Here is a 22,991-nt window from a genome sequence, read left to right as displayed (position 1 = left end):
ACAGCAATGTATTACTCCGTTATTTTATAGTAAAAAAGAAAAATGCCATATGAATAGTATTAATCTCATAAGATTGCAAGTCATCAACATTATGTGATTCTCACCCTTCTGAGACGGACAAAAGGGTGAAATACTGCATATTTATGGATGAAAATGATTACGTGCAACAACTATTTTATTATGAAATACATATTTTGCATTCATAAATAATAAATTTATTTGACAGATGTTCTCGTTTCTTTCAAGCCGTTATCATAAGTAATATAAGCCAGTATGCTGCAAACAATGCCTAGTATTATTAAGGCCAGAACACTTTGGCTCAGATGTGGTGAGCCGCCGGAAAGGAACAATTCTCGGGCAGTATTGGATAACCATGATAATGGAAATGCAGCTGCGAGAGTCTGCATGACTGGCGGCATTGATACAGCAGGCCAAGTATAGCCGGAAAAAATAAACGCTGGGACAGGATACATAATAATACCACGCACAAACTGCATTTCTTTGCGGAATAAAGAAGCAAAAAATGTACAAAAGGCTATAGCAGAAAAGCAAAAAGCTGCTCCTAGTATAGATATTTGCCATAATGGAGCCTTTATAGGAATATTCCATAATACGTGGCATAGAAAGACCACCAGATAATAGGAAAACATGGATAAAATCCAGTAAAATATATATTTTATCAACATTAATTGCTCGGTTTTGAATTTACTGCGCAGTTCCGGGTGCTCGTATTCATAAGTCGTTGAGGCACCTACACTGAAGAATATACCCTGCTGGAATGCCACAAGAGCCAATCCTATAAGAAAGAATAGAGTATAACCTTGCGTAGAGTTATCGAGAATTCGAAAGTTATATTGTATGGGAGCAATGCGCTGCAGTGCGGCCTGTTGATCCAAAGAATAGCGCAATGCTGCCTGCTGGCTCGCTAAGTGATCAGAAAAATGCGTTGTAATGTTTTGCGCTGCCGAACTGGTAATATTAGTTAGAATAATATTGGAACCATTAACCATAAAAAGCAACGTAGATGAGTCACCAATTTTTATTTTCTGCGAAAAGTTTTTAGGAATTTCTATAGCGGCATAAGCTCGTTTTTCCTGTAGAGCCGATAGCATTTCTTCTTCTGAGGTGGCATAGCTTATTACGCGAAAACTGTCACTGTCTTCAAATTTTCGAGTAAGCTGACGGCTTAGAACAGATTGGTCGTTATCATAAATAATACAGGGAACATGTGTTATGATGTTGGGAACATACAAAAGACCAAATATAACGAGATAAGCTACTGCGGCACCAAAAAGAAATATGAAACGTCTGATATCATGAATGCACTGTTGCCATTCCCGCTGGAAAAGACTTATAATGAGCTGCATATTATTTATTCCCCCTTTTCCATTCATAGTGTCTGCGGATAGCAACAACCAAAGTTGCTAATGATGCTGCAATGCATCCATCAACAAACATTATCATACAATCATGCCACAGGCGGGGAGCATATCCTGCTAATAAGATGTCACGCAGATTATCTCCAGCCCAGGACATGGGAAGAAACAGGGAAATAGTTCCCGCAACAGCATTCATATCAAATGACGGCCAAGACAGGCCGCTGTATAAAAGACCTGGCATAATGTACACCATCGGAACCTGAAGAGATAAAATTCGAGATGGGCAGCAAGCTGAAAATAGCATAAGTACACAAAGCACAAAGAATGAAAATCCTCCGGCCAGACAGAGTGCTTCGCTCCAGTTACCATGCATTGGTATATCAAAATAATATACGATGACGGAAAGGGATAAAGCAAAAGATATAAGGCTGGCAAGCCAGTATGGTATGAATTTTCCTATAGCAATTGCTAGGGAAGAATATTCTCTACCGTAACGGCGACGGAGTATTTCTGTAACAACGGATGGGGCAAAAGCAAGCATAAGCCCAATTTGAAATCCATTGAGCATAAGACCCGACAGCATAAAAGGACCATAACCATTAATTGGGTTGTTGAGAATACGTACTCCAAGATGTATTGGGTAAACTGCATTTATGGCATTTTGCGGAAGAAGCCCGCCAGCCTCGAGTATTTGTGAACCAACTGCCAGCGAAAAAGTCCTGTTTATTTCTTGGGCGGAACTTATGGCTGCATTGCCGAACATATTATTTGTCGAATTGACGATAAACAATATATTAGCTTTTTGTCCCAATTTTACTTGTTTTGAAAAATTATTGGGGATACCAAGGGCAATGAGAACTTTACCCTCTAAAATTTGATTTTCTAAATCTTCCTGTGATTGTACATAAGTAATAATATTGTATCGTTCTGAATCATTGTATGCCTGGATGAGTGCCCGGCTTAATTTACTTTGATCCTGATCATATACAGCCATAGGGATATTATTGACAACGTTTTTTTCATATATGACACCGAAAAGTATAGTGAACAATAATGGTACAAAGAAAATTATAAGAACAATAGGAAAACGGCCGCTAAAAATATATTTTGTTTCATCACGTAAAACAGTAAGAAAATTCATGGAATATCACCTGTAGCCTTAATTGTATTTGTAATAGAGCCGGATATTATACTGACTCAAAGTTTATTTGCAGCAATACAGTATAAGTTATTAATTTGGCTGGATTGAAGTTATTTTAATAATTCATTGAACGTGTTCAAAAAAATGAATAAAAAAATATTGATATATGCAGATTAATTCATTTTTCAACTGGATAATCCCGCAAGTGATTACCAATCCGTGACCATTCATCAGTTAAATTTTCAATTCTGCTAATTACATGAGTGATCTCAGACTGTTCAAAACCGAGAATATAAAGAGCCAAAGCAATACACTGATGACAACTTATCTGGTGATTTATTGGCTGTGTAAAATAAAACTCAGCAACGCAGCTTCGCATAACGCCCTTGATAAGCAATGTCTTATGAAAGTAATCCTCTCTGGAACAGGCATGTTTTGTACCTGTAAATAGTGCCATTGCTAAATCTGTGAATTGTATTACCAATTGTTCAAATATCATGCGGGAAGAATATCCGGCAAAGTAACATTCCCGGACAATGGCATCGTTTTCTACAGTTTTTAGTTCCACAGCGCACACAGCTGCATAGCGAAATTCAGGTGACTCCTCGGCATAGACATCATCTATTTTTTTGATACAATTTTTGGTCAAAGATAAAATTAAAGCCTGAAAAATATCTTCTTTATTTTTATAAAGATAGTAGATACTTCCGGTCAATATGCCGGATTTTTCCACAATTTGCCGAATAGTAGTCTTTTTGTATCCTTGATGAGTGAAAAGATCCTTAGCACTGTTTAAGATTTTGTGCCGGACTTCTGTTAAATGGTCTTCCGAACGCCGCCGTTTTCTCATATTTTTCCTCCTGTTGTTGAATATGTTCTAATAAATGATAGGATGAAGTTATATTTTTGTCAAGAGTTTAATTATACAATGCTGAATTTTAGGTATCTATGTGAATTGTAACAGCAATTATAAGTAAGAAATTATATATAAAATATTTGAAGAGAAAATTTGTTTGTAAAAACTCACAGTTTAAATCGGGGAAATAAATAAGTTGTGGGTTTATTTTGTTAGATCAATTGATAAAATAAGCCATGTATAGTGCAATACCATATCAGCATTCCATGACCTCTTTTGGGAATTCGTACATCTAAGTCCCATTCGGGATATTGCTTGAGTAAATTGATTTGGCCCCCTGCAGTAAATGCTACAAAGGAAATATAATGTGTTTTTAACATAGGATGATTACTGGTAATATGCCAGTCGTCCTCTATGAACTGTACTGATAATTTTTCATTTTCCGGAGCCTTTTTAACAGTTTGTTCTCTTAATTGTTTGCCGCAGCATGAAACCGTTGCCCTACCAGTACAAAGTGAAATATTGTTGCATGACGGACAGATATAATATTTTGTATTTTTCATATTACCAGCTACAATATCATTTGGAGTTATATCACCAAGCAATAATTTCTGTGTGTCCACATTAAGAATATTCGAAAGTTGAGCTATAAGTGAAATATCTGGCCATCCCAGATTGCGTTCCCATTTGGAAACGGTCTTATCACTAATATTCATTTTATCTGCAAGTTGTTTTTGTGTCATATTTGCTTTTTGCCGCAATATGCGAATTACATTTCCTATTTTATTATTTTCCATTGAACAGTACCTCCATATTGAATTGTATAAAACTTTCGATTGTTTTTCAATAAACTTTCCGTAGAGTAAGACAAAAAGTATTCAACGGCAGGAGAGTTATTGAAAGATTAGGCGATATGCTCAATGGAAAAGTATTTTGCAGTATGAACATAATTGACAATACCTGAGAATTAAAGTACGCTTAACATATTAACATAAAAGGGGGATTACACATGAAAACAATTACGGCATTTTACTTGACAGATTGTCCTTATTGTCATAAAGCCAAGAAGGCTATTAAAGAATTGATAATGGAAAATGAAGATTATTCAGCTGTTCCTATTCAATGGCATGAGGAAAATGAAGAACCTGACGCCATAAAAGGTTATGAATATTATTATGTGCCTTCTTTATTCATTGGCAGGGAAAAATTATATGAAGCTCAACCGGGACAAAGCTATGAAGAAATAAAAAAATATGTAAAAACAGCACTTGATAAAGCATTAAGTTAAGAGAATACAGCTCAAATAATAAAAGCGGGGCTGTCACACCGACGACATCGATCTCATAAAAAATGTAGCTTACCCTCATAGGGTTTTTTGTTTTCCTGGAATAGACAAGGAAAATGGGACAGCATTATTTATGAATTAAAATGCTTATGTGTGACAATCCCGCTTTTGCGGTTCTGCGGTTCGTTTTAAAGAAGTGAGTTTGTCTTACTGAGAATGGCAGCGGCGGCTGTGCAGGCTGGACAGTCACAATACTTTGCCCCGGTAGATTGAATTTGTCTGGCATGTGCCGCAATATTTTTAGCCGTATCTGCACCAAAAAGCCGTGCACCTTCATCCGATTCGGCAAAAGCAATCAACATATTGATTGGTGTGATATCGGCTTTTAATTCAGCAATATACTTCTGGGTTTCAACGGTCTGTTGTTTTGTGCCGACGGCAGTAAGCCAGTGTTGAGCTGCTGTTTTTGCTTCATTGCAGCAAGATGGAGCGTTTATTAAGTCATGCGTCTTGTCCGTTACATAGTCCAATAATTTTTTGTCCATAGCTGACATCTCCATTTTTTATCGTTTGCTCGTATTTTAGCACAACCAGTCTGTTTATACAAATTGGCCGTTGAAAAATTGTTTTATTAAAACGTATTATTGACTCCTATATAGAAGTGTCAAGGGTAATCACTGCTTTTTTAGCGTGAAAAAGTTCCCGTCAAGTTTTTTCAAATGTAATGCCTCTTTTTGATATAAATCATTATTATATTATGTTCTTATTCTTAGCTGCCAAAATGCAACAGCACTTGCAGCGGCAACATTAAGCGAATCCACTTGATGTGCCATGGGAATTTTTACTGTATAATCGCAAGCAGCGATAGTAGTTGCTGGGAGACCATAGCCTTCGCTGCCAAAAATCAAGGCCAGCCGTTTTTCACCAGCCAATGATTCATCTTCAATACTGACGGAATTATTATTTAATGCCAGAGCAGCTGTTTTAAATCCCCATTTCTTTAGCACGGATATATCATTTCCCATATGGGACCAAGGTAGTTGAAAAACGGTTCCCATGCTGACACGAACTGATCTCCGGCACAATGGATCACAGCAAGATGGCGTTATGAGTACAGCATCTATATTTAAAGCTGCCGCAGAACGGAATATCGCACCAACATTAGTAGAGTCTGTGATGCCGTCAAGTATGGCTATACGCTGGGCTGAAGGTATTAGACTTTCGGCTGCGGGCAGTTTGGGGCGGGTCATAGCGCATAAAATACCCCGTGTAAGTTTATAACCGGTTAATTTTGCTAATAATTCACGATCACCTGTATATACGGGAATATTTTCATAGTTTTCAATGATGTCATGTGCCTGACCGGCTATACGCTTTCGTTCCATTAAAAAAGCCAGTGGTTTGCAGCCTGATTTTAGAGCCAGCTCAATTACCTTGAAACTTTCTGCAATAAATATACCCTTTCCGGGATCTGAACGATTGCGTAGCTGTACTTCCGTTAAACGATCAAACAGTGCTAATTCCGGAGCAGTAAAATCAACTATTTCTATAATATTAGCCAAAATATATCAGCTTCCTTATATAATAGCAATTGCTAATGGTGCAATGCTATAAGATTTCCTGAACTCTGCCGATGATTCCATTTTCAAGACGTACTTTTATACCTCTGTGATGTACGGCACTGTTTGTCAGAATATCTTTTACAATACCTTCAGTTAATTGTCCGGTTTTTTGATGCTGTTTTTGTACGATTTTTACTTTTATTCCAGGTCGGATATTTTTTCGTTCTGTCCCGTTCATTATATACCTCATTTCTATTTTCATTAATGGATGTTCTTTTGAACTATATTGTATGCAATAAGCTGCAATGAAATGGCCGCTTATGATGTCAAATGGTCCAGTAGTAAATCACCCACTGAAGGATAGACTTTGACGGCAGTTTTTTTGATTAAATCTGCTGCACTTTCTATCGTATAACCTTGAAATCTCTCAATCATTGGTAAATCGTTTTTGTCATCTCCGATAGTCAAGAGCGGCATATGATTCCAATGCTGCTCTTTTAAAAGTTCTTGCAGTCCGGTTGCTTTATCAACGCCACATGCAGTGATGTCAACAAAACATTGATTGGAACTTATATACAAACTGCCTGAGTAATGATTTTGCAATGCTGCCTGGGCGGCTGCTGTTTCTTCCGCATCAGGATAAAATAAAGTTATTTGTATAAGTCCGGATAGTCTGAAAGCTTCTTGCAACGTAATTTTGGGAATGTTCAAATTGGCCGAATCTATACAAATTTCATTATAAATGGGGTATAAATAAGCTTTTTTTGTAGTGAAAAATATAACATACTGGCAATGTTCAACCATCTTTTGTGATAACAAATCCTGTTGGATTTGTGCTGGTAAGACGTGACTGGCTAAAATATTAAGCTTGTCATCAAAAACCGTTGCACCGTTTGTGCAGATAAGGAAATCAAATGGGATATTATATTCACGAATTCTTTGTAAGATCAGGATTAGACCACGGCCTGTAGCAATACCAAATAGATTACCAGCTGTTCGCCATTGGGCAATGGCGGTAAGATCGTCCGTTGTTACTTTTTGATTTTTTCGATATAAAGTCCCATCAAAATCACTGGCTGCAATTTTCAATGTATCACATTCCTTAATTATTCTTTTATCATTATATTATAATAATGATAAAAATTTTTAGGTTATTTATTTGATGATAAGCAGCAGAGTGTTTTGTATAATACATCTACACCTTGTTCAATATCATCCATGTCAGCCCATTCAGCAGGATTGTGACTAATGCCGGCACGGCAAGGAATAAAAATCATTCCGGCAGGTGCAAATTGTGCTAAATGCATGGTGTCATGTCCGGCACCACTTGGCATTTTGTGATAAGCAATTTTTTTATTCTCACATATAGTTGCAATAGTATCTATTACCAATGGATTCAATTTCACCGGTTCCTCATTAGAGAGCATTTCAATTTTATAATCAATATTTCTGTTTTTTGTTATAGATTCCATACGTTTTTTTACATCAGCGGTTACATCAGTTTTTGCCTGAGAATAAATGCTGCGAATATCTATGCCCAATTCAACTTTACCGGGAATTACATTCATGACATTAGGGGCTGCTTTTACGATACCGACGGTTCCCACAGCTGGCCGGACTGAGTTTGCTGCGGCATTTTCTACAGCAATAATGATTTCAGCTGCCGCACATAAAGCGTCATTACGCATCCCCATGGGGGTGGCACCAGAATGGTCGGCTTTGCCGGTAAGTATTAATTTCATTCTGGTAGGTGCGGCAATACCGGTTACAACACCGATGGTTTTATGCAATGTTTCTAAAACTTTTCCCTGTTCGATATGCATTTCAATGCAGGCTTTTAAATCACCTGGTTGAATTTCTTTTTGTACATTGTCGGGGTGAAGATTTCTTGCCAATAATACATCATACAAAGAATTGTTTGATGCATCTTTTAATCGTTTCATTTCGTTTACAGTCAATTCACCGCACATAGCTTTACTGCCTAATGTAGCGACACCGAACCGGCTTGATTCTTCGCACATAAAAACTGCGATTTTTAATGGATTATAATTTATAAAACCATTTTTGTTCATTCGGTTAATTGCCTCAATAGCTCCTAAAACCCCTAAAACACCGTCAAAATTACCGCCATGTGGTACGCTGTCTATATGAGAGCCACACATAACCGTGGGGGCGTGAGGGTTTTGTCCTTCTTTGCGTCCAAATATATTGCCAAAGTTATCGATTTTTATGGAAAGGCCAGCTTGTTGCAGTAATCCTATGATAAAATCTCTGGCTTTCCAGTCCTCATCGGAAAAAGCGAGCCGCGTTATCCCGTCGCCAGGTAATGAAAAATTTTGCATCGTGGCAAAATTTTTCGCTAAAGTCGTTGTCGCAGTCATATTATTTCCCCATTCCTGATCATGTTGTTAGTTAGAATCTATAACGATATTATCATTATAAAATGATAATTTATTCAATATTTATATTACCATATATTTGTTATAAAAATTGTTTTGTTGCTTAATTATTTAAAATACAAATGAATTTTATTACATCTTTTAATGGTGAACATTTAAATAAAGATATATAAAATTTCATTTATTTTTGCGTAATAAGATAATGTTATTTTTTACAAAAATTGATACTATTACTGAATACAGATGAATTAAATTAAGTATACATAATGTGATATTTTATAGTTGACAAAATAATAAGATTGTATTAAACTTACTGTCAACAATAGAATATATAATGGTAAACATTATGGAGGGTGGCAGGGATGCATTAAGGCTATAGCAATATAGCTCGTGCATCCTTTTGCCTATAAACGCGTAACGCTTATTAGTGCCTGGTGAAAGAACAAATCTTTGCCGGGCATTTTGTTTTGCAGATATAGTTTCGAATTCATGATACGAATAATGGCATGTCGAACAAAACTTCAATATAAATGAACATTTTACTGAATAATGGGCATTTTATTTGAAAATATATTAAATTAATTATGGGGGAAATATTTTGAGCTGGTTACATAATCTAAAAGTCAGAGAAAAATTTATTTTATTGATTTCAGTATTGGTTATAGCATTGATTTGTGTTGGTTTTACAGGATACTATTTTTTGACTAAATCTAACGATAATTTGAATAAAATGTATCATGTGAATCTGTTAGCTGTTGAATGGGCCAATGATTGCCGAATACATCCAAGAAAAATGGAAGCAGACACATATGCCATAATGCTTACAACTGATCAAAATGAACGGCAGAAATTATTTGATGATATAGCACAAAGAGATAAGCAATTTGACACTAGTTTTGAAAGCTTGGGACAGCTTTCTTTAAATGAAGATTTCAAGAATAAAATAGCAAAAATAAAAGATGATTTTGTAAAATATCGCAATGTAAGACAACAGGCATTGGATCTGGCAAAACAGGGTAAAAATGCGGAAGCATTTTCCTATTATAATGAAAACGGGGCATCGATAAACAATAATTTTAATGATGAATTAATTGCGTTGGCGAAAGATCTTGACAAGGCCGCTGATGAGGTAAATGCGCAAAATCAAAAAAGTTTTGCACTTGCCAATATGTTATTCATAGGGATTATTATTGCAGCAATAATAATAGGTGTTTTGCTTGGTTGGATTATCACAAAGCAGATAGGTTACCGTTTAACTGGAATCGTTAACTTTTTGAAGATACTTGATAAGGGCGATTTTTCTCAGCAGGTATCACAAAATCATTTAGATGATAAAAGTGATTTTGGTGATGTTTCCAGAGCGGTCAATGGAACCGTAACGACAATAAGAAAACTTATTAAAAATCTAATGGGTGAATCAGAGCAGCTGGCAGCGTCTTCTGAAGAACTTACCGCCAGTGCTACACAATCGGCGCAGGCTTCAAACCAGGTAGCTGATTCAGCAACAACCGTCGCTCACGGGGCCGAGGAACAGCTGCAACTGACTAACGAGGCCAATACGGTAATGCAGCAGGTTTTCGAGGCAGTAAGTCAATTGGCAGGTAATGCCCAGACAGTGGCAAGTTATGCTGAACGGACATCCAGTACTGCTAATGATGGCGGGGCAAATATAGAAAAAGCAGTAACACAGATGAAAACTATTGAAGAAAAAACGAACAGCACCGCCGGTGTTATTGATGCGCTAGAAAATAAATCGGAACAAATTGGCCAGATCGTTGAAGTAATAGCTAGTATCGCTGGACAGACTAATTTACTGGCATTAAATGCTGCAATAGAAGCTGCCCGGGCAGGTGAAGCGGGAAAGGGATTTGCTGTGGTCGCTGAAGAAGTAAGAAAACTTGCAGAACAGTCTCAGGATGCTTCCAAGCAGATAACAGACCTTATCGCGGATGTTCAAAATGAAACTAATAATGCTGTGGTTTATATGAATGACAGTAAAACTCAGGTAAATGACGGCGCTGTGGTCGTTGCGGAAGCTGGTAAGAGTTTTAAGACAATATTAAGCATGATCAAAGAAATGACAGAACAAGTTCGTACCATTTCAGCAGCAATAGAAGAAGTAACAGGCAATACGCATCATGTAGTTGATATAGTACAAAATATTGATAAGGAAAGTAAAAAGACTTCTGATGAAAGCCAGAATATCTCAGCGGCTACTGAAGAACAATCGGCTTCTACAGAAGAGATTGCATCAGCCAGCCAGCATCTGGCAAAAATGGCCGAAGATTTGCAGACCGCCGTCCGTAAATTTAAAATATAGATATTATAAAAAGGGTTGTCGCACGTAACCATTTTCATTTATAAACATGCAATATTTTTATTCCTGTCCACATTAGGAGAATGGGAAACCGCATAGCGGTGGTGGGTTGCATCTTTATGAGGTCGATGCTGTTCATGCGGTGGCCCCTTTTTATATAATGTTTTTTGCAATATTTATTTTATCTGTTTGTTATGATGAGTTAAGTAGGATTATGCTGTCGGTATTGTGATCTTTTATCCATATGCGATATACATATTATTCCCAATATTCCCAAAAATACTGCGGCAAGCATAACAAGAGAAAAAGCAGATAGAAATGCCCTCGATGAAGTATTCCCGGCATCTAATATATATTTATATATTAGATCGAAAAATGTGCCGCCAAGTGTAGTGCCTAAAATCATTCCTATATTGCGGAATGTAGCTATAGTACCGGAAGCCATGCCTTGGTGTGTCTGTGGAACGGCAGACATGATTGCCGAATTGTTAGGAGCGGCGAAGATGCCGATTCCTAAACCTGTGCATATCAACCCACCAATGACTAAAATAAATGTGACAGGTTTAATTATAATGCCAACACTGGCAAATATTGTGAGGCTTATTACACTGAAACACATCCCTGTTATCGAAAATATACGTGCGCCGAAACGGTCGGATAAAGTACCGGCAATTGGGGAAACTATGGTCATTATGAGAGCAGGGATAGTCAAAAAGAACCCAATTTGTACAGGTGGGCTTTTTAGGATATTGTTTAAATAATAAGGAATGATAAATAAAACCAAGTAGAAACAAAGATAATTTGAAGCGGCACCAACTAAGCCAAATTTGAAATTTTGTATATGGAACAGCGAGAAATCAATCATTGGTAAAGCAGCTTTACGCTCGATATGTAAAAACTGTAAAAGAGAAACTGGAAGAGACAGCAATAACAGCCAGACTACAATATGAAAATTGCTTATAATCGTTGAGTTAAGCAGCAATGTTGCTGAAGTCATAAAAACAAGAAATACAACAATTCCTCTGACATCAATTGTTGTATTGACTGTTGATCTTTGTGGGACAGATGTAAAGCAAAAAATAAAACCAATTATTCCCAAAGGTATACTTATTAAAAAAGCAGACTGCCAACCAAAAAATTGAGTGATACTGCCACCGATCAAAGGGCCGAAGGATAAGCCAAGATAGGTTATCAATGCTTGTATACCGAGTACCTTTCCCCTTTGGTCGCTTGGAAATGTCGTGGTGAGAATTGCCGGGCCGACTGATAAAATCATAGCTGACCCCAATCCTAAGAGAGCTCTTCCTATTAAAATTGACAGAAAATTATAAGAATAACCGCAAACAGCTGCAGCACACACAAATACTATATAGCCAGTTAATAAAAGTGGCCTTTGTCCCCAAATATCTGACAATCGTCCGAGCGGAATTAAAGAGACAGTCATGACAAGCAGGAAAATCAAAACCAGCCAGTCTGCCTGTCCCGTAGAAATTTTCAGAGATTGTCTGATATTTGGCAATATGGTAGTGATTAGACTCGAATTTAGCAAGGCAATGAAAGTACCAATTCCCACACAGGTAAATATAAAATGATTTGATTTTCTCGATTGCATATAAAGCTTCCCTTGAAGTGAATTTGATGTCTGTTGGATGTTACATGACAAAATTATTATATCATTGATAAAAGAATACTAAAAATACTAAAATATGGTATTATTAATATAAAAAATGATATTAATAAGGTGAAAACATGGATCAAAAACAACTTCAATATTTTATAACAATTGCGGAAGAGGGAAATATTACTAAAGCGGCAAAGCGCCTTTTTCTCCCGGAACCTTATATGAGCAATCAGCTGAAAAGAATAGAACGAGAACTTGGAGTACAATTAGCCGTCAGAAGCACCAGAAGACTGCAATTGACGGATGCTGGAAAACATTTTAAACAACGTGCGGAGCAGATTCTTGAGATTATTGATGCAACTGGTGCAGAGCTAGAAAATTTTGATTCGGGAAAACAGGGAACATTGGCAATTGGAGCTGTTTCAACGCTGGCAGTAATTTTATTGTCTGATACAATACAGCAGTTTCATCAAAGGTATCCGCAGATTAAATTTAAAATACGAAATATGAGCACACAAAGCATACGAGAAGCTTTAAAAATGGATATGATTGAAGTCGGAATTGTCCGTACGCCTTTTGATACAAAATTATTTAATGTATTTTCTTTACCGGAACAACCGATGGTTGCTGCAAAATCTACAAAATATGAAAATGATGAAAGGATAATAAAGATAACCGGACTTGCTGAATATCCCTTGATTGTAAACTATCGGTTTACATCTATTATTAGAAATGCCTGCCATATGGCAGGCATTGTACCAAACATTATATGCGAAGTAGATGATACACGTTCTGTCTTGACATGGGCAGCCGCCGGTATGGGAGTGGCTGTGATACCAAAAGATTGGATACATATTGTGCCTGGTATCAATCTTTATTATAAGGAAATCGATGCTCCGGTTTTGTATACGAGTTCAAATTTAGTTTGGCTCAGAAAACATGCACTGTCTTCTGTTGCAAAAAATTTTATCACGCTTTTTGAAGAACAGATAAACAGGACACTAAAATGAGATTGATGGTTTTTATTATTAAGATTTCGATTGCAACACGTTTAATGGTATTTACCTATTATTATTTACGTGAATATGCAGTAGCTTCATAAATAACGGAATGTATCTGCCAAATCGTTCACAAGAATATCGGCATGATCTTGTACCTGCTGGACAGAATTGTGGAATGTGAAGGCTACATCGGCTTCATCAAGCAAAGGGATATCGTTGAAGGAATCACCAATACCGCCGGCAATTTCAATTCCAAAAGATTGCTTGATTACCTTCAGACCGTTTCCCTTGCTGCAGTCTTTAGGAACGATGTCAATGCAATTTACATTTTGAAAAAAATCATAGCTGTTATTTATTGTTTTCATGCTATGATATGCCCGCTGAGCTTGATCCGCATTGGTGAAGACAAGTGAACAGCAGCATATTTCCATGGATGCAGCATTTTCAATATGGTCAAGAAAATGGACTTTCACGCGGAAGTTTGTTTTTTGCCGTTGCGTGGCATATAGGGAATGCGTACTTTGCAGATATATGACACAATGGTCATGATATTGTTCATGAATAGTATGAATTGTCTCATAATCCAGCAGACGTTTATAAAGCGGCTGTTGTTTTTTATTCAGAACCAATGCTCCATTGCTCAAAATATAGAAATCTAGCTGAATCCGCTTCCCAATATCATCAAGGATTGGTTCAATTGGACGGCCTGTACAAACACCTACCCAATTTCCCCTTGACTGGAAATCATGTATCGCGTTCAAATCTTTGCTTTTAAAACAAGGGGTTAGTGATGAAAAGAATAAAGTCCCATCGAAATCTGTCGCTAATGCCTTCAATATATAAATACCTCCAGTATAGATTATTATAGATATATCTTTTATTTTAATTGTAACATCATAATCGATGTGTGACAAATACAGGTTAGAAAAAAATGATAGTTTATCTATAACACTAAATGCATTAGTATGAAATTAATTGTGTTATTTTTCACAAATATATTGTATAAATTTATCAATACAATTCCAGCCTGCTTTTGCCTGGAATGCATCACCGGTTTTACAATGCAAATCAAAAAAACCATGCTGCGCCGGAAATATTTTAGTCTGTACATTCTTTTTTTGTCTTAATACTTTGGTGATGGCCGTTACGTCAAAAGAATCGTATTTGGCAAAAAGCAACAGGGTGCTGCATCGTGGCTCAATGTCCAAATAATCTCGGATTCGCGATCCGTAACAGGCAATTATACCGTCCGTATGACCTAGTGCACTGCAACGCCAAGCCAGGGTGGCTCCTACACTGAAACCAAGTACTATGACCCGGTCATAAGATGCCTGTAATTCTTCCAACAGATAGTCGATATCCTTGTAGATTCTAAAACCTAAGTGTTGACGAAAATAATCATAAGCCTGTTGTTGCTTTTCATAAGGAAAAGGAGCCCGCAGCCATAGATTAGGACAAAATACAGTGACACCGCACTGTTGATATATAGTTTTAATGTCATTCATAAATGTGTTGCAGCCATATATTTCCGGTAGAAGCACCAATGCCAAATTTTTATCTGTCATATTAAATTCTCCGTTTTATGTAAAATAATGATGGGGTTATTATGATTTTTGTTGAGATGTATGAATACTTATACCGCATCCCATTCCAAGGATAAAGCAACTCCTGTTTCATGTATTGGCAATGTTTCTGCCAGTTTCATTTTAGCGGTAAGATCTATGCAATGACAGGCATAAATTGCCTTGGGGGATTGTTTGTGTAGGTGATTTATTGTTTGCTGCAATTGATATTTTCCTGTTTTTAATAGATGGAATCCACCAATAACTGCGGCAATCCTTGACTCACCACACACTTGTCTGGCCATTTCGGTAATATTACATATTCCCGCATGAGAACATCCTGTCATGATGACCAATCCATGGTTTGAGCAATAAATCAGCGCAGAATCATCAATTACATAATCTTCAATCCAATCTCCTGCGGGATTTTTAATTTTTCCTATAAAATTTTTTCCTTCAAAACCATTGTATCGTTTAATTTCTCCGAGATATATAAGGCGCGGACTCAGCCATACAGGTTTTGTCGATTGTTTTACTTGAAAACTTTGTTGCAGTTCTGTCATTGAAACAGGTATGCCAATATCCAAATTACCTTCCCTGCGCTGCCAAAATGCCTGTGGATGTGCTAGTAACTGTGGTTTTTTAATCATGTCGGCATAAAGTATTTTTAAGTAACGCAATCCTCCGGTATGATCGTTATGACCATGAGATAGAATGATTGTATCTAGTTGTTTTAAATCAATTCTCATAGCCGCGGCATTTTTAAGCAGGACATCTGAATATCCTGTATCCAGTAAATAGTTTTTTCCTGCTTCTTCTATGTAAAATGACAGACCTGGTTCTCCTAAATAATATTCGTCAATAAATGTATAATTATCAACTAAGATTCTGAGTTTCAATTTTTTATTCCCCCGTTAAAAATTTAAATATAAAAAATCATTCTTTAGTATAATATCATAAATTGTGTGATATAGTATCTGTTGGTGATAATAATAAAAAAGTTGCAGGTATTAATAAATAAATTGACAAATTTACCGGGGAAATAACAGGAAAATATTGGGTCGGATGAATAGTTTACAAAAGGCAATAGCATATATAGAAAGCAACTTATATGAAGAAATCAGGGCGGAAAATGTTGCAAAAGTCATTCAGATGCCGCTTTATTATTTTCAGCAGGGTTTTCGAGTAATTACTGGTTATTCTGTATTTGAATATGTTTGCTGCCCTGGCTGTTTTGGACAAGCACAGGAAAGTTATTGATATAGCTTATTTTAGTTATTATACAAAGAACTCATGCAAAAAATATTATTTGACAAATATGCCAAAAATTAATAAAATAACTTTATAAAGTTATTTTATTAATGAGGTAATTGCTTTGGATAAAAAAGATTTACGCAATAAGAATTTAGAACTTTTGCGTTCATGTCTTAAGCAAGTGAGACAGGCAACTAAACCGCAATTGTCGAAGTATACGGGATTAAGTGTCGTTACAGTCAACTCGTTGCTGCATGAACTTTTGTTGAGCGGAGAAGCGTTTGCCACAGACGAGGCCGAGTCTTCCGGAGGAAGAAGAGCACGAACCTATAGTTTTAATGCAAGGCGTTCTTTGGCATTAATTGTTTATATGCATGAAAGGGCCGGACATGATACTGTATTTATTTCGGTAGATGATTTATTGGGAAATACAATAGACTTTTCCGAATTACAGCCGGAGCAAATAAATTTTGATTATTTTTGTAAGGTGCTTTCCCCTTATTTTAAACGATATCCACAAATTTTAGTTGTCGCAATTGGTCTACCCGGAGTGGTAGTAAAAGACAAATTGATTGTTATTGATTATCCTCAATTAAAAAATACGGCTTTTTGCAGAAATTTGTCGGCACGATTGAATTGTCCGGTGATTTTTGAAAATGACATTAACGCTGCAGTAGCCGGATATGCCTGCTCATTGGGGGTGAAATGTCAGAGTGAGACTATAGTCGGTATTTATTTCCCGCAAAATTATCTCCCGGGGGCAGGTATTTTTTTGCGGGGTAGCCTTTATAAAGGGCGCGACGGCATAGCCGGAGAGATAGGGCGCTATTTTCGCGCCGCTAAATTAAAAAAGAAAATGGGTACTGCCGTACATGAACATAAATTTATGCAAAAAGTGGCGCAGGTTGTATTGCTTTTTACCTTAACATGGAATCCGGACAGTGTAGTTATATATAATGAAAAACTGCGGCCTATGCATGCCAAAATGATTAAGGAGCTTTGCACACAGGAGCTTGCAGAAGAATTTTTACCGAAAATAACGATTAAGGCAGATATATATGAAGATTATGGCAGAGGGATACGTTCTTTAGCAACGGCTTATTTGGACAACAAAAACTGAAATGAGGAGATATTTTATGGGAAAATGGTTGGATTTGCATATGCATTCCGTTTACAGCAGTGACGGTGAATTTTTACCGGAAACTCTGATGCAAATGTGTAGTTCGGCTGGATTGAAGGCAGTGGCATTGGCAGATCACAATTCCACAAAAGGGATTTGTGAGGCACAAAAAGCGGCAATGAAGCTTGGGTTATTATATTTTCCGGCGATAGAAATCGATTGCACACATGAAAAGCACGATTTTCATTTATTAGGTTATGGCATATGCTATGGTGAAAAAATATTTAAAGAAATTGAGCAAAATGTTTATAAACAGGAGTTGGAGCGTTCAGGGAAGATGCTTAATATTATCAGTGAATTAGGATTTCATTTTGATAAAAAACTGGTAGCAAAATCTCCTAATGGTGTCATTACTGCTGAAACGATTGCTGAAGAAGTATTGAAGGACTCGCGTAACAAAGATAATGAACTACTTTTGCCATTCAGGCAAGGTGGGGCACGCAGTGATAATCCGCTGGTCAATTTTTATTGGGATTTTTGCGCACAGGGTAAACCGGCATATGTTCCGATGCATTATATTTCACTTGGTGCGGCAGTTAATGAAATTCAAAAGAACGGCGGTGCAGCTGTGCTTGCTCATCCTGGAGCTAATATGGGTAAAAATTATGAAATTACAAAATCAATCATAAAAACAAATATTGATGGAATTGAAGTGTATAACAATTACCATGATGCGGAAACCACTGAGTTTTATGAAAAAATTTGTCATGAATATAAGCTTATTGCAACGGCTGGAAGTGATTTTCACGGTAAAACAAAACCAGCTGTTAAGCTGGGCGGGGTGGAGCATCCTGCTGTATATGCTGCATGTGAACAACTTATGGGTAAGATAAGGAAACGCGGCGGGAAGATAATAGGAAGTCTTTGAAAACGGTAATACGCTGTCGTGTGTGATATGTCGATTTGACAGATAAAGGGAAACAAATAAGAACATTTGGAGATGGGTAAATACTATAAGTATAGTAAACCATCTCTTTTTTATTCATATAATCTTCATATTTTGCACATAGTGACTTTATATTTTTGTTATAAGATATATGGGAAACAAATATGGAGAGGATGTTTATGGCATTGAAAAAATTCTTATTTATGTGTGCCGCTGCTTTAATTACTGTGAATGCAGTGGCAGCTATTGGCAGTGCAAATAAAATGCTACCGGCTTGGGAGCAGCAAAAGGAATCTTTAAAATTAGCTGACGCTATGCAAATGAGTGATGAAAACAACTCTGATGGATCAAAGTCTATGCATGCAAATCACGAAGAAATGCAGGAAGATGATACAAAAGCTATGCATCATCAGATGGAGACGCAATCTTCACATGATTATCAAGCACATAATCATGTTCGAAGTGGCGAGGCAACTGAAGTACATGAACATCAGCATGATGAGAGAACAATGGGAAAACCAGGCGAAGGACCAAATTGGCCATTCATAGAAGGTGTTGTAATATTTAATGCATTAGTCATTGTTTTTGCCGGAATTATGAAATGGAGCAAAAAGGAGAAACTTCAATGACAGAAAAAATAAATTATTTTATTAAAGGTATACTGAAAAGTCGCTGGTATCCAGGAGTTTTGCGGTGGCCAACGGCGATTGTGTTTGCTATTATAGTTTTTGATTTGTTATTTGGTGATTCTTCTCCACATTATAATTTTGGAACGGCAATGACATGGATTTTTTGGTGGTCGATTATTCCACTGACTTTTCTGTTGGTTGGGCGTGTTTGGTGTGCAATATGTCCATTTGCAACATTGAGTGACATGGTGCAAAAATTTGTAGGCAATCATCGTCCTGTACCGAGATTTTTAAAAAAATATGGTATTTGGATTATTGATTTTATTTATATACTGATTACATGGAGTGACCATGTTTTTGGAATGGTAGAATATCCAAGAGGTTCCGGTGTAATAATGCTTTTACTGATTACCGGAGTGGTTGTTTCAGGAGCGTTTTTTGAACGGCGTACGTGGTGCAGGTATCTTTGCTTTTTAGGTGGGTTATCAGGAAATTATTCGAGAAGTGCATCATTAGAACTTAGAGGCACCCCAGAAAAATGTCAAAAATGTACTGTGGCTGCTTGCTACAAAGGCGGAGAAAAAGCACCAGGATGCCCGATGTTTGAATATCCGAAAACTATGGACAGTAATGCACGCTGTAATTTTTGTGGGTATTGTGTCAAAAATTGTCCTAATGATTCTATAAAGCTTTCTATTCGTATGCCTGCAAAAGAATTGTGGTTTATACGTCGGCCAAAGCTTGAGGAATCATTTTTAGCGGTAATCATAATGGGAATTGTGTTTGTCCAAAACATTACGATGCTGGATATCTGGACGACTGCGCAGCACCAATTGGAAATGTTTCTGGGCACAAATAATTATGCAATTACATTTACAGTGATTTTTGCTATTGCTATGGCGATTCCGGCATTATTACTGTATATTGCGAGTTGGGCAGGGTCACGTATAAATAAAGAATTAATAAAATCAAATTTTGCTAAGTTTGGTTATGCGTTGATTCCGCTCGATTTTGCCGGACATATGGCACATAATTTATTTCATTTACTGGCCGAAGGAAAGGCAGTTTTTTATACGGCAATGTCAATGATTGGAATGAAAGAATACCACGCATCATCGACAGCATTACTGTCTGGTAGTACAATAGAAATAATGCAGTTTGTGTTGTTGCTATTAGGAGCACTTGGATCAATGTATACGGCATATCGTATAGCAAAATTCAATTATGGCAAAGAAAAAAGTCGTAATGAAGCAGATAAAAAACATTCATATTTACCGTATGTTATATTGATTTCACTTTTAACAATTTTGAATATATATATATTCCTGCTGCCAATGTCGCATCGTGCGTAGTTATGAAATGCACGGATTTATTTACGAACAGTGAACACAAATAAAATTAACTAAAGTACAGGCAGTAATGATTGAAATTCGGACTATCGGATAGTAATAAGTCACCATAAAAATACAGCAGGTTGGGCAAGAAATATTGTTCCGACTTGCTGTTTTTATTAATATTTAAATATTATATGCAAATGATTGATTACAAATGTAAAATATTTATAAATTGAAGGGAGAATATATATGATCAAACATTCTGTACTATTAGTAGATGATGATGAAAAATTGGTACAATTATTGAAAACATATTTTGAAAAAGATGGGTTTCTGACATATGCAGCTTATGATGGTCTGCAAGCGATACAATTGGTAAAGGGGAAAAAGCCGAGTATTGTAGTTTTAGATATCATGCTCCCTGAAATTGATGGTTGGGAGGTGTGCAGACAAATACGCAAGGATAATGAAGTCCCGATAATTATGCTGACTGCAAGAGATGAAGAGAGTGATAGGCTGATAGGTCTGGAAATAGGAGCAGATGATTATGTGACAAAACCATTTAGTCCTAAAGAAGTAGTAGCAAGAGCTAAAGTCGTTCTGAGACGCATGAATATGACATTGCTGCAAAAAATTCCTCTGCAAATTGGTAATATTTCTATAGATTTTGAACGACATCAAGTATCAAAAGATGGTGAAATAATAGAGCTGACTGCTACTGAATTTAAAATATTGGCGTTACTTGTGACTAACGCCGGCAGGGTTTTCACTCGATTGCAGATTGTTGAACAAATGCAAGGGAATAGTTTTGAAGGATACGATCGTACTATTGATGTTCATATAAAAAATTTGCGGAGAAAAATTGAAGATAACCCCAGAGAGCCACGATATATATTGACTGTTTACGGTGTTGGATATAAGTTTGCGGAGGATTAAATATGGGAAAATTAAGTAGTATTACTTATCGGATCACTGGGTTGATGTTTTTAGCGATAGCGTTGACCGTAGTAATTTTAATTTATATGGCAAATGCCCAAATGACAGACTTATTTCAAAAATATTTGATTATGCAGCACATGGAATTTAATCAAATGCAGCATAGTGGAATGATGATGGGACCGCATGAAAATAATTTTTTGGTCTCTGTGCATACTTCGTTGATTTGGGTAGGCCTTGGAATATTGGTTATCGGGTTAGGAGCCAGTTATATTTTGGCACGCAGTATAACGGTGCCTTTACGGGATTTAAGCAATGCAGCAGAAGAAATAGAACGAGGCAGCTTCGGGCATAAAGTACCTATCGAAACGAATGACGAAGTCGGGCATTTAGCGACTATATTCAATAGAATGTCGGAGACGTTAGCTATAAACACAAAGCTGCGTAAACAACTATTGGCCAACATTGCCCACGAGTTAAAAACACCGTTGGCAATTATTCAGGGAAATTTGGAAGGAATGCTGGACGGTGTTATTGAACCAGGCAAAGAGGAGCTGCGGTCTTTATTTGAAGAAGCTGTGAGATTGAATCGTTTGATTAAAGATTTGCGTGAATTGTCATTGGCTGAAGTGCGGCAATTAAGACTTGAAAAACATCAGGCAGATATCAATCAGCTATTAAATCGAGCTGTTTTAATGATAAAACCATTAGCAGATGAAAAAAAAATAGATATTTCTTGTCATCTTGCTCCGTCGCTGCCGGAAATTTGTATAGACCATGATAGAATCAGTCAGGTTTTTAATAACTTATTGATTAATGCTATTCGCTATTCTCCAGAAAACAGCAAGGTAATAGTATCCTCTGAGACAGAAAGACAAAAAGACGAAAGATGGCTGATAATACATGTTATTGATAATGGATTTGGTATAGCAGCTGATGATATTGAGCATATTTTTGAGTCCTTTTATCGCAGCGAAAAGTCGCGCGATAGAAAAAGAGGCGGTTCAGGACTGGGACTGGCAATTGTCAAGCAATTGGTTGAAATTCATGATGGGAAAGTGCAGGTAAAAAGTATACAAGGTAAAGGCAGTGAATTTATTGTTTCCTTACCCATTAAAGACATCTGCTGTTATATATAATGCAATATCCCTGCTACCTTTGTCTGTCCTTAGAAGGGCGGGGTGCATCCTTATGAGGTCAATGCTGTTTATGCGACAGTCCCATTTTTACAAAATTAGACTACACATAAATTTTTATATCAGGATCAGCATTCCAGAAAGACTGGGCGCCGGGCTTGGCAGGCAATTGGATAAATCCACAATCAACACATTTTTTGCAATAAAATACATTATATATTATTCAATAGTAGGGTATTTTGTCATTTTGTGTTATACTATATAAAAAGACATAATATGATAATTAATAGACATAACAATAATATCTAAATCAATGATTATATTATAATTATTGATTATTTATTAATAAAATCTGGTTTGATTAAAGTGTTGTTGTGTTAAGTGTATACGATGAGTCCGGCAATATTTCTGAATTTAATGATATTATTTAAATATTCTTTGGATTATATAAATTATATGATGAATTGTTTTTAACAAAGGAGTGTTTTAAATGTCGATGGTAAATCGCAGTCA

23 protein-coding genes are annotated in these 22,991 nt (G+C 36.6%); 10 read left to right on the top strand and 13 right to left on the bottom strand.

What is annotated here, in order from left to right; genetic code table 11:
* Window positions 1-215: 215 nt before the first annotated feature.
* The 4 genes from I6751_RS01355 to I6751_RS01340 form a co-directional block, all read right to left on the bottom strand.
* Complete coding sequence (locus I6751_RS01355; protein ID WP_196590224.1) at window positions 216-1,367, bottom strand: ABC transporter permease; 1,152 nt, start codon at window positions 1,365-1,367, stop codon at window positions 216-218.
* A 1-nt stretch (window position 1,368) separates the two neighbouring features.
* Complete coding sequence (locus I6751_RS01350; RefSeq protein WP_196590226.1) at window positions 1,369-2,520, bottom strand: ABC transporter permease; 1,152 nt, start codon at window positions 2,518-2,520, stop codon at window positions 1,369-1,371.
* 178 nt (window positions 2,521-2,698) lie between these two features.
* On the bottom strand, window positions 2,699-3,370 hold the full coding sequence (locus I6751_RS01345) for a TetR/AcrR family transcriptional regulator (RefSeq protein ID WP_196590228.1): 672 nt from the start codon (window positions 3,368-3,370) through the stop codon (window positions 2,699-2,701).
* A gap of 218 nt (window positions 3,371-3,588) precedes the next feature.
* Window positions 3,589-4,173 carry a helix-turn-helix domain-containing protein gene (locus I6751_RS01340; protein ID WP_196590230.1) on the bottom strand — a complete coding sequence of 195 codons (585 nt, stop codon included), beginning with the start codon at window positions 4,171-4,173 and terminating at the stop codon, window positions 3,589-3,591.
* A gap of 212 nt (window positions 4,174-4,385) precedes the next feature.
* On the opposite strand from I6751_RS01340, the gene I6751_RS01335 reads away from it, so the two are divergent.
* Window positions 4,386-4,664: a glutaredoxin family protein gene (locus I6751_RS01335; protein WP_196590232.1), complete on the top strand. Its 279-nt coding sequence runs from the start codon at window positions 4,386-4,388 to the stop codon at window positions 4,662-4,664.
* 185 nt (window positions 4,665-4,849) lie between these two features.
* On the opposite strand, the gene I6751_RS01330 is transcribed toward I6751_RS01335, so the two are convergent.
* From I6751_RS01330 to I6751_RS01310, 5 genes are all read right to left on the bottom strand, one after another.
* A complete protein-coding gene (locus I6751_RS01330) occupies window positions 4,850-5,206 on the bottom strand; it encodes a molecular chaperone Hsp90 (RefSeq protein WP_196590234.1) in 357 nt (118 codons plus the stop codon).
* A gap of 210 nt (window positions 5,207-5,416) precedes the next feature.
* Complete coding sequence (locus I6751_RS01325) at window positions 5,417-6,223, bottom strand: TrmH family RNA methyltransferase (protein WP_196590235.1); 807 nt, start codon at window positions 6,221-6,223, stop codon at window positions 5,417-5,419.
* A gap of 46 nt (window positions 6,224-6,269) precedes the next feature.
* Window positions 6,270-6,461, bottom strand: a complete 192-nt coding sequence (locus tag I6751_RS01320) for a YwbE family protein (RefSeq protein WP_196590236.1) — start codon at window positions 6,459-6,461, stop codon at window positions 6,270-6,272.
* A gap of 80 nt (window positions 6,462-6,541) precedes the next feature.
* Entirely contained in the window at window positions 6,542-7,312 is a 771-nt protein-coding gene (locus tag I6751_RS01315; RefSeq protein ID WP_196590237.1) for an HAD-IIB family hydrolase, read from the bottom strand.
* A 62-nt stretch (window positions 7,313-7,374) separates the two neighbouring features.
* Complete coding sequence (locus tag I6751_RS01310) at window positions 7,375-8,604, bottom strand: M20 family metallo-hydrolase (protein ID WP_196590238.1); 1,230 nt, start codon at window positions 8,602-8,604, stop codon at window positions 7,375-7,377.
* Window positions 8,605-9,220: 616 nt separating this feature from the next.
* Between I6751_RS01310 and I6751_RS01305 the strand changes: the two genes are divergently transcribed.
* The gene (locus tag I6751_RS01305; protein ID WP_196590239.1) at window positions 9,221-10,942 is read left to right on the top strand and encodes a methyl-accepting chemotaxis protein; all 1,722 of its coding nucleotides are present in this window, start codon (window positions 9,221-9,223) and stop codon (window positions 10,940-10,942) included.
* Window positions 10,943-11,141: 199 nt separating this feature from the next.
* Here I6751_RS01305 and I6751_RS01300 read toward each other — a convergent pair whose 3' ends face one another.
* Window positions 11,142-12,551 (bottom strand): MFS transporter, encoded by a 1,410-nt coding sequence (locus I6751_RS01300; RefSeq protein WP_196598969.1) that lies wholly within the window; start codon window positions 12,549-12,551, stop codon window positions 11,142-11,144.
* A gap of 137 nt (window positions 12,552-12,688) precedes the next feature.
* Between I6751_RS01300 and I6751_RS01295 the strand changes: the two genes are divergently transcribed.
* Window positions 12,689-13,570 carry a LysR family transcriptional regulator gene (locus I6751_RS01295; RefSeq protein ID WP_196590241.1) on the top strand — a complete coding sequence of 294 codons (882 nt, stop codon included), beginning with the start codon at window positions 12,689-12,691 and terminating at the stop codon, window positions 13,568-13,570.
* Window positions 13,571-13,656: 86 nt separating this feature from the next.
* On the opposite strand, the gene I6751_RS01290 is transcribed toward I6751_RS01295, so the two are convergent.
* The 3 genes from I6751_RS01290 to I6751_RS01280 form a co-directional block, all read right to left on the bottom strand.
* Window positions 13,657-14,397 carry an HAD-IIB family hydrolase gene (locus I6751_RS01290; RefSeq protein ID WP_196590242.1) on the bottom strand — a complete coding sequence of 247 codons (741 nt, stop codon included), beginning with the start codon at window positions 14,395-14,397 and terminating at the stop codon, window positions 13,657-13,659.
* A 144-nt stretch (window positions 14,398-14,541) separates the two neighbouring features.
* Window positions 14,542-15,126 carry a dienelactone hydrolase family protein gene (locus tag I6751_RS01285; RefSeq protein ID WP_196590243.1) on the bottom strand — a complete coding sequence of 195 codons (585 nt, stop codon included), beginning with the start codon at window positions 15,124-15,126 and terminating at the stop codon, window positions 14,542-14,544.
* 68 nt (window positions 15,127-15,194) lie between these two features.
* Window positions 15,195-16,022, bottom strand: a complete 828-nt coding sequence (locus tag I6751_RS01280; protein WP_196590244.1) for an MBL fold metallo-hydrolase — start codon at window positions 16,020-16,022, stop codon at window positions 15,195-15,197.
* Between the two features lie 166 nt (window positions 16,023-16,188).
* Here I6751_RS01280 and I6751_RS01275 point away from each other — a divergent pair, with 166 nt between their 5' ends.
* The 7 genes from I6751_RS01275 (at window position 16,189) to I6751_RS01245 (ending at window position 22,481) form a co-directional block, all read left to right on the top strand.
* Window positions 16,189-16,383, top strand: a complete 195-nt coding sequence (locus I6751_RS01275; RefSeq protein WP_196590245.1) for a helix-turn-helix transcriptional regulator — start codon at window positions 16,189-16,191, stop codon at window positions 16,381-16,383.
* Between the two features lie 115 nt (window positions 16,384-16,498).
* Window positions 16,499-17,497 (top strand): ROK family protein, encoded by a 999-nt coding sequence (locus I6751_RS01270; protein ID WP_196590246.1) that lies wholly within the window; start codon window positions 16,499-16,501, stop codon window positions 17,495-17,497.
* Between the two features lie 16 nt (window positions 17,498-17,513).
* A complete protein-coding gene (locus tag I6751_RS01265; RefSeq protein WP_196590247.1) occupies window positions 17,514-18,425 on the top strand; it encodes a PHP domain-containing protein in 912 nt (303 codons plus the stop codon).
* Between the two features lie 197 nt (window positions 18,426-18,622).
* Window positions 18,623-19,072 (top strand): hypothetical protein, encoded by a 450-nt coding sequence (locus I6751_RS01260; RefSeq protein ID WP_196590248.1) that lies wholly within the window; start codon window positions 18,623-18,625, stop codon window positions 19,070-19,072.
* On the top strand, window positions 19,069-20,424 hold the full coding sequence (locus I6751_RS01255; RefSeq protein ID WP_196590249.1) for a 4Fe-4S binding protein: 1,356 nt from the start codon (window positions 19,069-19,071) through the stop codon (window positions 20,422-20,424). Before I6751_RS01260 ends, I6751_RS01255 begins: the two co-directional genes overlap by 4 nt.
* Window positions 20,425-20,655: 231 nt before the next feature.
* Window positions 20,656-21,342 carry a response regulator transcription factor gene (locus I6751_RS01250; protein WP_196590250.1) on the top strand — a complete coding sequence of 229 codons (687 nt, stop codon included), beginning with the start codon at window positions 20,656-20,658 and terminating at the stop codon, window positions 21,340-21,342.
* A 2-nt stretch (window positions 21,343-21,344) separates the two neighbouring features.
* Window positions 21,345-22,481, top strand: a complete 1,137-nt coding sequence (locus I6751_RS01245; protein ID WP_196590251.1) for a sensor histidine kinase — start codon at window positions 21,345-21,347, stop codon at window positions 22,479-22,481.
* The last annotated feature ends 510 nt before the right edge of the window (window positions 22,482-22,991 follow it).

This window comes from Pectinatus frisingensis, assembly GCF_015732285.1.
Taxonomy (GTDB): Bacteria; Bacillota; Negativicutes; order Selenomonadales; family Selenomonadaceae; genus Pectinatus; species Pectinatus frisingensis.
This window is presented reverse-complemented; position numbering and strand designations above follow the sequence as displayed.

Excerpts from the sequence above, each read along its gene's own strand:
- I6751_RS01355 (WP_196590224.1), bottom strand. The coding sequence starts at position 1,367 with ATGCAGCTCATTATAAGTCTTTTCCAGCGGGAATGGCAACAGTGCATT.
- I6751_RS01350 (WP_196590226.1), bottom strand. The coding sequence starts at position 2,520 with ATGAATTTTCTTACTGTTTTACGTGATGAAACAAAATATATTTTTAGC.
- I6751_RS01345 (WP_196590228.1), bottom strand. The coding sequence starts at position 3,370 with ATGAGAAAACGGCGGCGTTCGGAAGACCATTTAACAGAAGTCCGGCAC.
- I6751_RS01340 (WP_196590230.1), bottom strand. The coding sequence starts at position 4,173 with ATGGAAAATAATAAAATAGGAAATGTAATTCGCATATTGCGGCAAAAA.
- I6751_RS01335 (WP_196590232.1), top strand. The coding sequence starts at position 4,386 with ATGAAAACAATTACGGCATTTTACTTGACAGATTGTCCTTATTGTCAT.
- I6751_RS01330 (WP_196590234.1), bottom strand. The coding sequence starts at position 5,206 with ATGGACAAAAAATTATTGGACTATGTAACGGACAAGACGCATGACTTA.
- I6751_RS01320 (WP_196590236.1), bottom strand. The coding sequence starts at position 6,461 with ATGAACGGGACAGAACGAAAAAATATCCGACCTGGAATAAAAGTAAAA.
- I6751_RS01310 (WP_196590238.1), bottom strand. The coding sequence starts at position 8,604 with ATGACTGCGACAACGACTTTAGCGAAAAATTTTGCCACGATGCAAAAT.
- I6751_RS01300 (WP_196598969.1), bottom strand. The coding sequence starts at position 12,551 with ATGCAATCGAGAAAATCAAATCATTTTATATTTACCTGTGTGGGAATT.
- I6751_RS01295 (WP_196590241.1), top strand. The coding sequence starts at position 12,689 with ATGGATCAAAAACAACTTCAATATTTTATAACAATTGCGGAAGAGGGA.
- I6751_RS01285 (WP_196590243.1), bottom strand. The coding sequence starts at position 15,126 with ATGACAGATAAAAATTTGGCATTGGTGCTTCTACCGGAAATATATGGC.
- I6751_RS01275 (WP_196590245.1), top strand. The coding sequence starts at position 16,189 with ATGAATAGTTTACAAAAGGCAATAGCATATATAGAAAGCAACTTATAT.
- I6751_RS01265 (WP_196590247.1), top strand. The coding sequence starts at position 17,514 with ATGGGAAAATGGTTGGATTTGCATATGCATTCCGTTTACAGCAGTGAC.
- I6751_RS01260 (WP_196590248.1), top strand. The coding sequence starts at position 18,623 with ATGGCATTGAAAAAATTCTTATTTATGTGTGCCGCTGCTTTAATTACT.
- I6751_RS01255 (WP_196590249.1), top strand. The coding sequence starts at position 19,069 with ATGACAGAAAAAATAAATTATTTTATTAAAGGTATACTGAAAAGTCGC.
- I6751_RS01250 (WP_196590250.1), top strand. The coding sequence starts at position 20,656 with ATGATCAAACATTCTGTACTATTAGTAGATGATGATGAAAAATTGGTA.
- I6751_RS01245 (WP_196590251.1), top strand. The coding sequence starts at position 21,345 with ATGGGAAAATTAAGTAGTATTACTTATCGGATCACTGGGTTGATGTTT.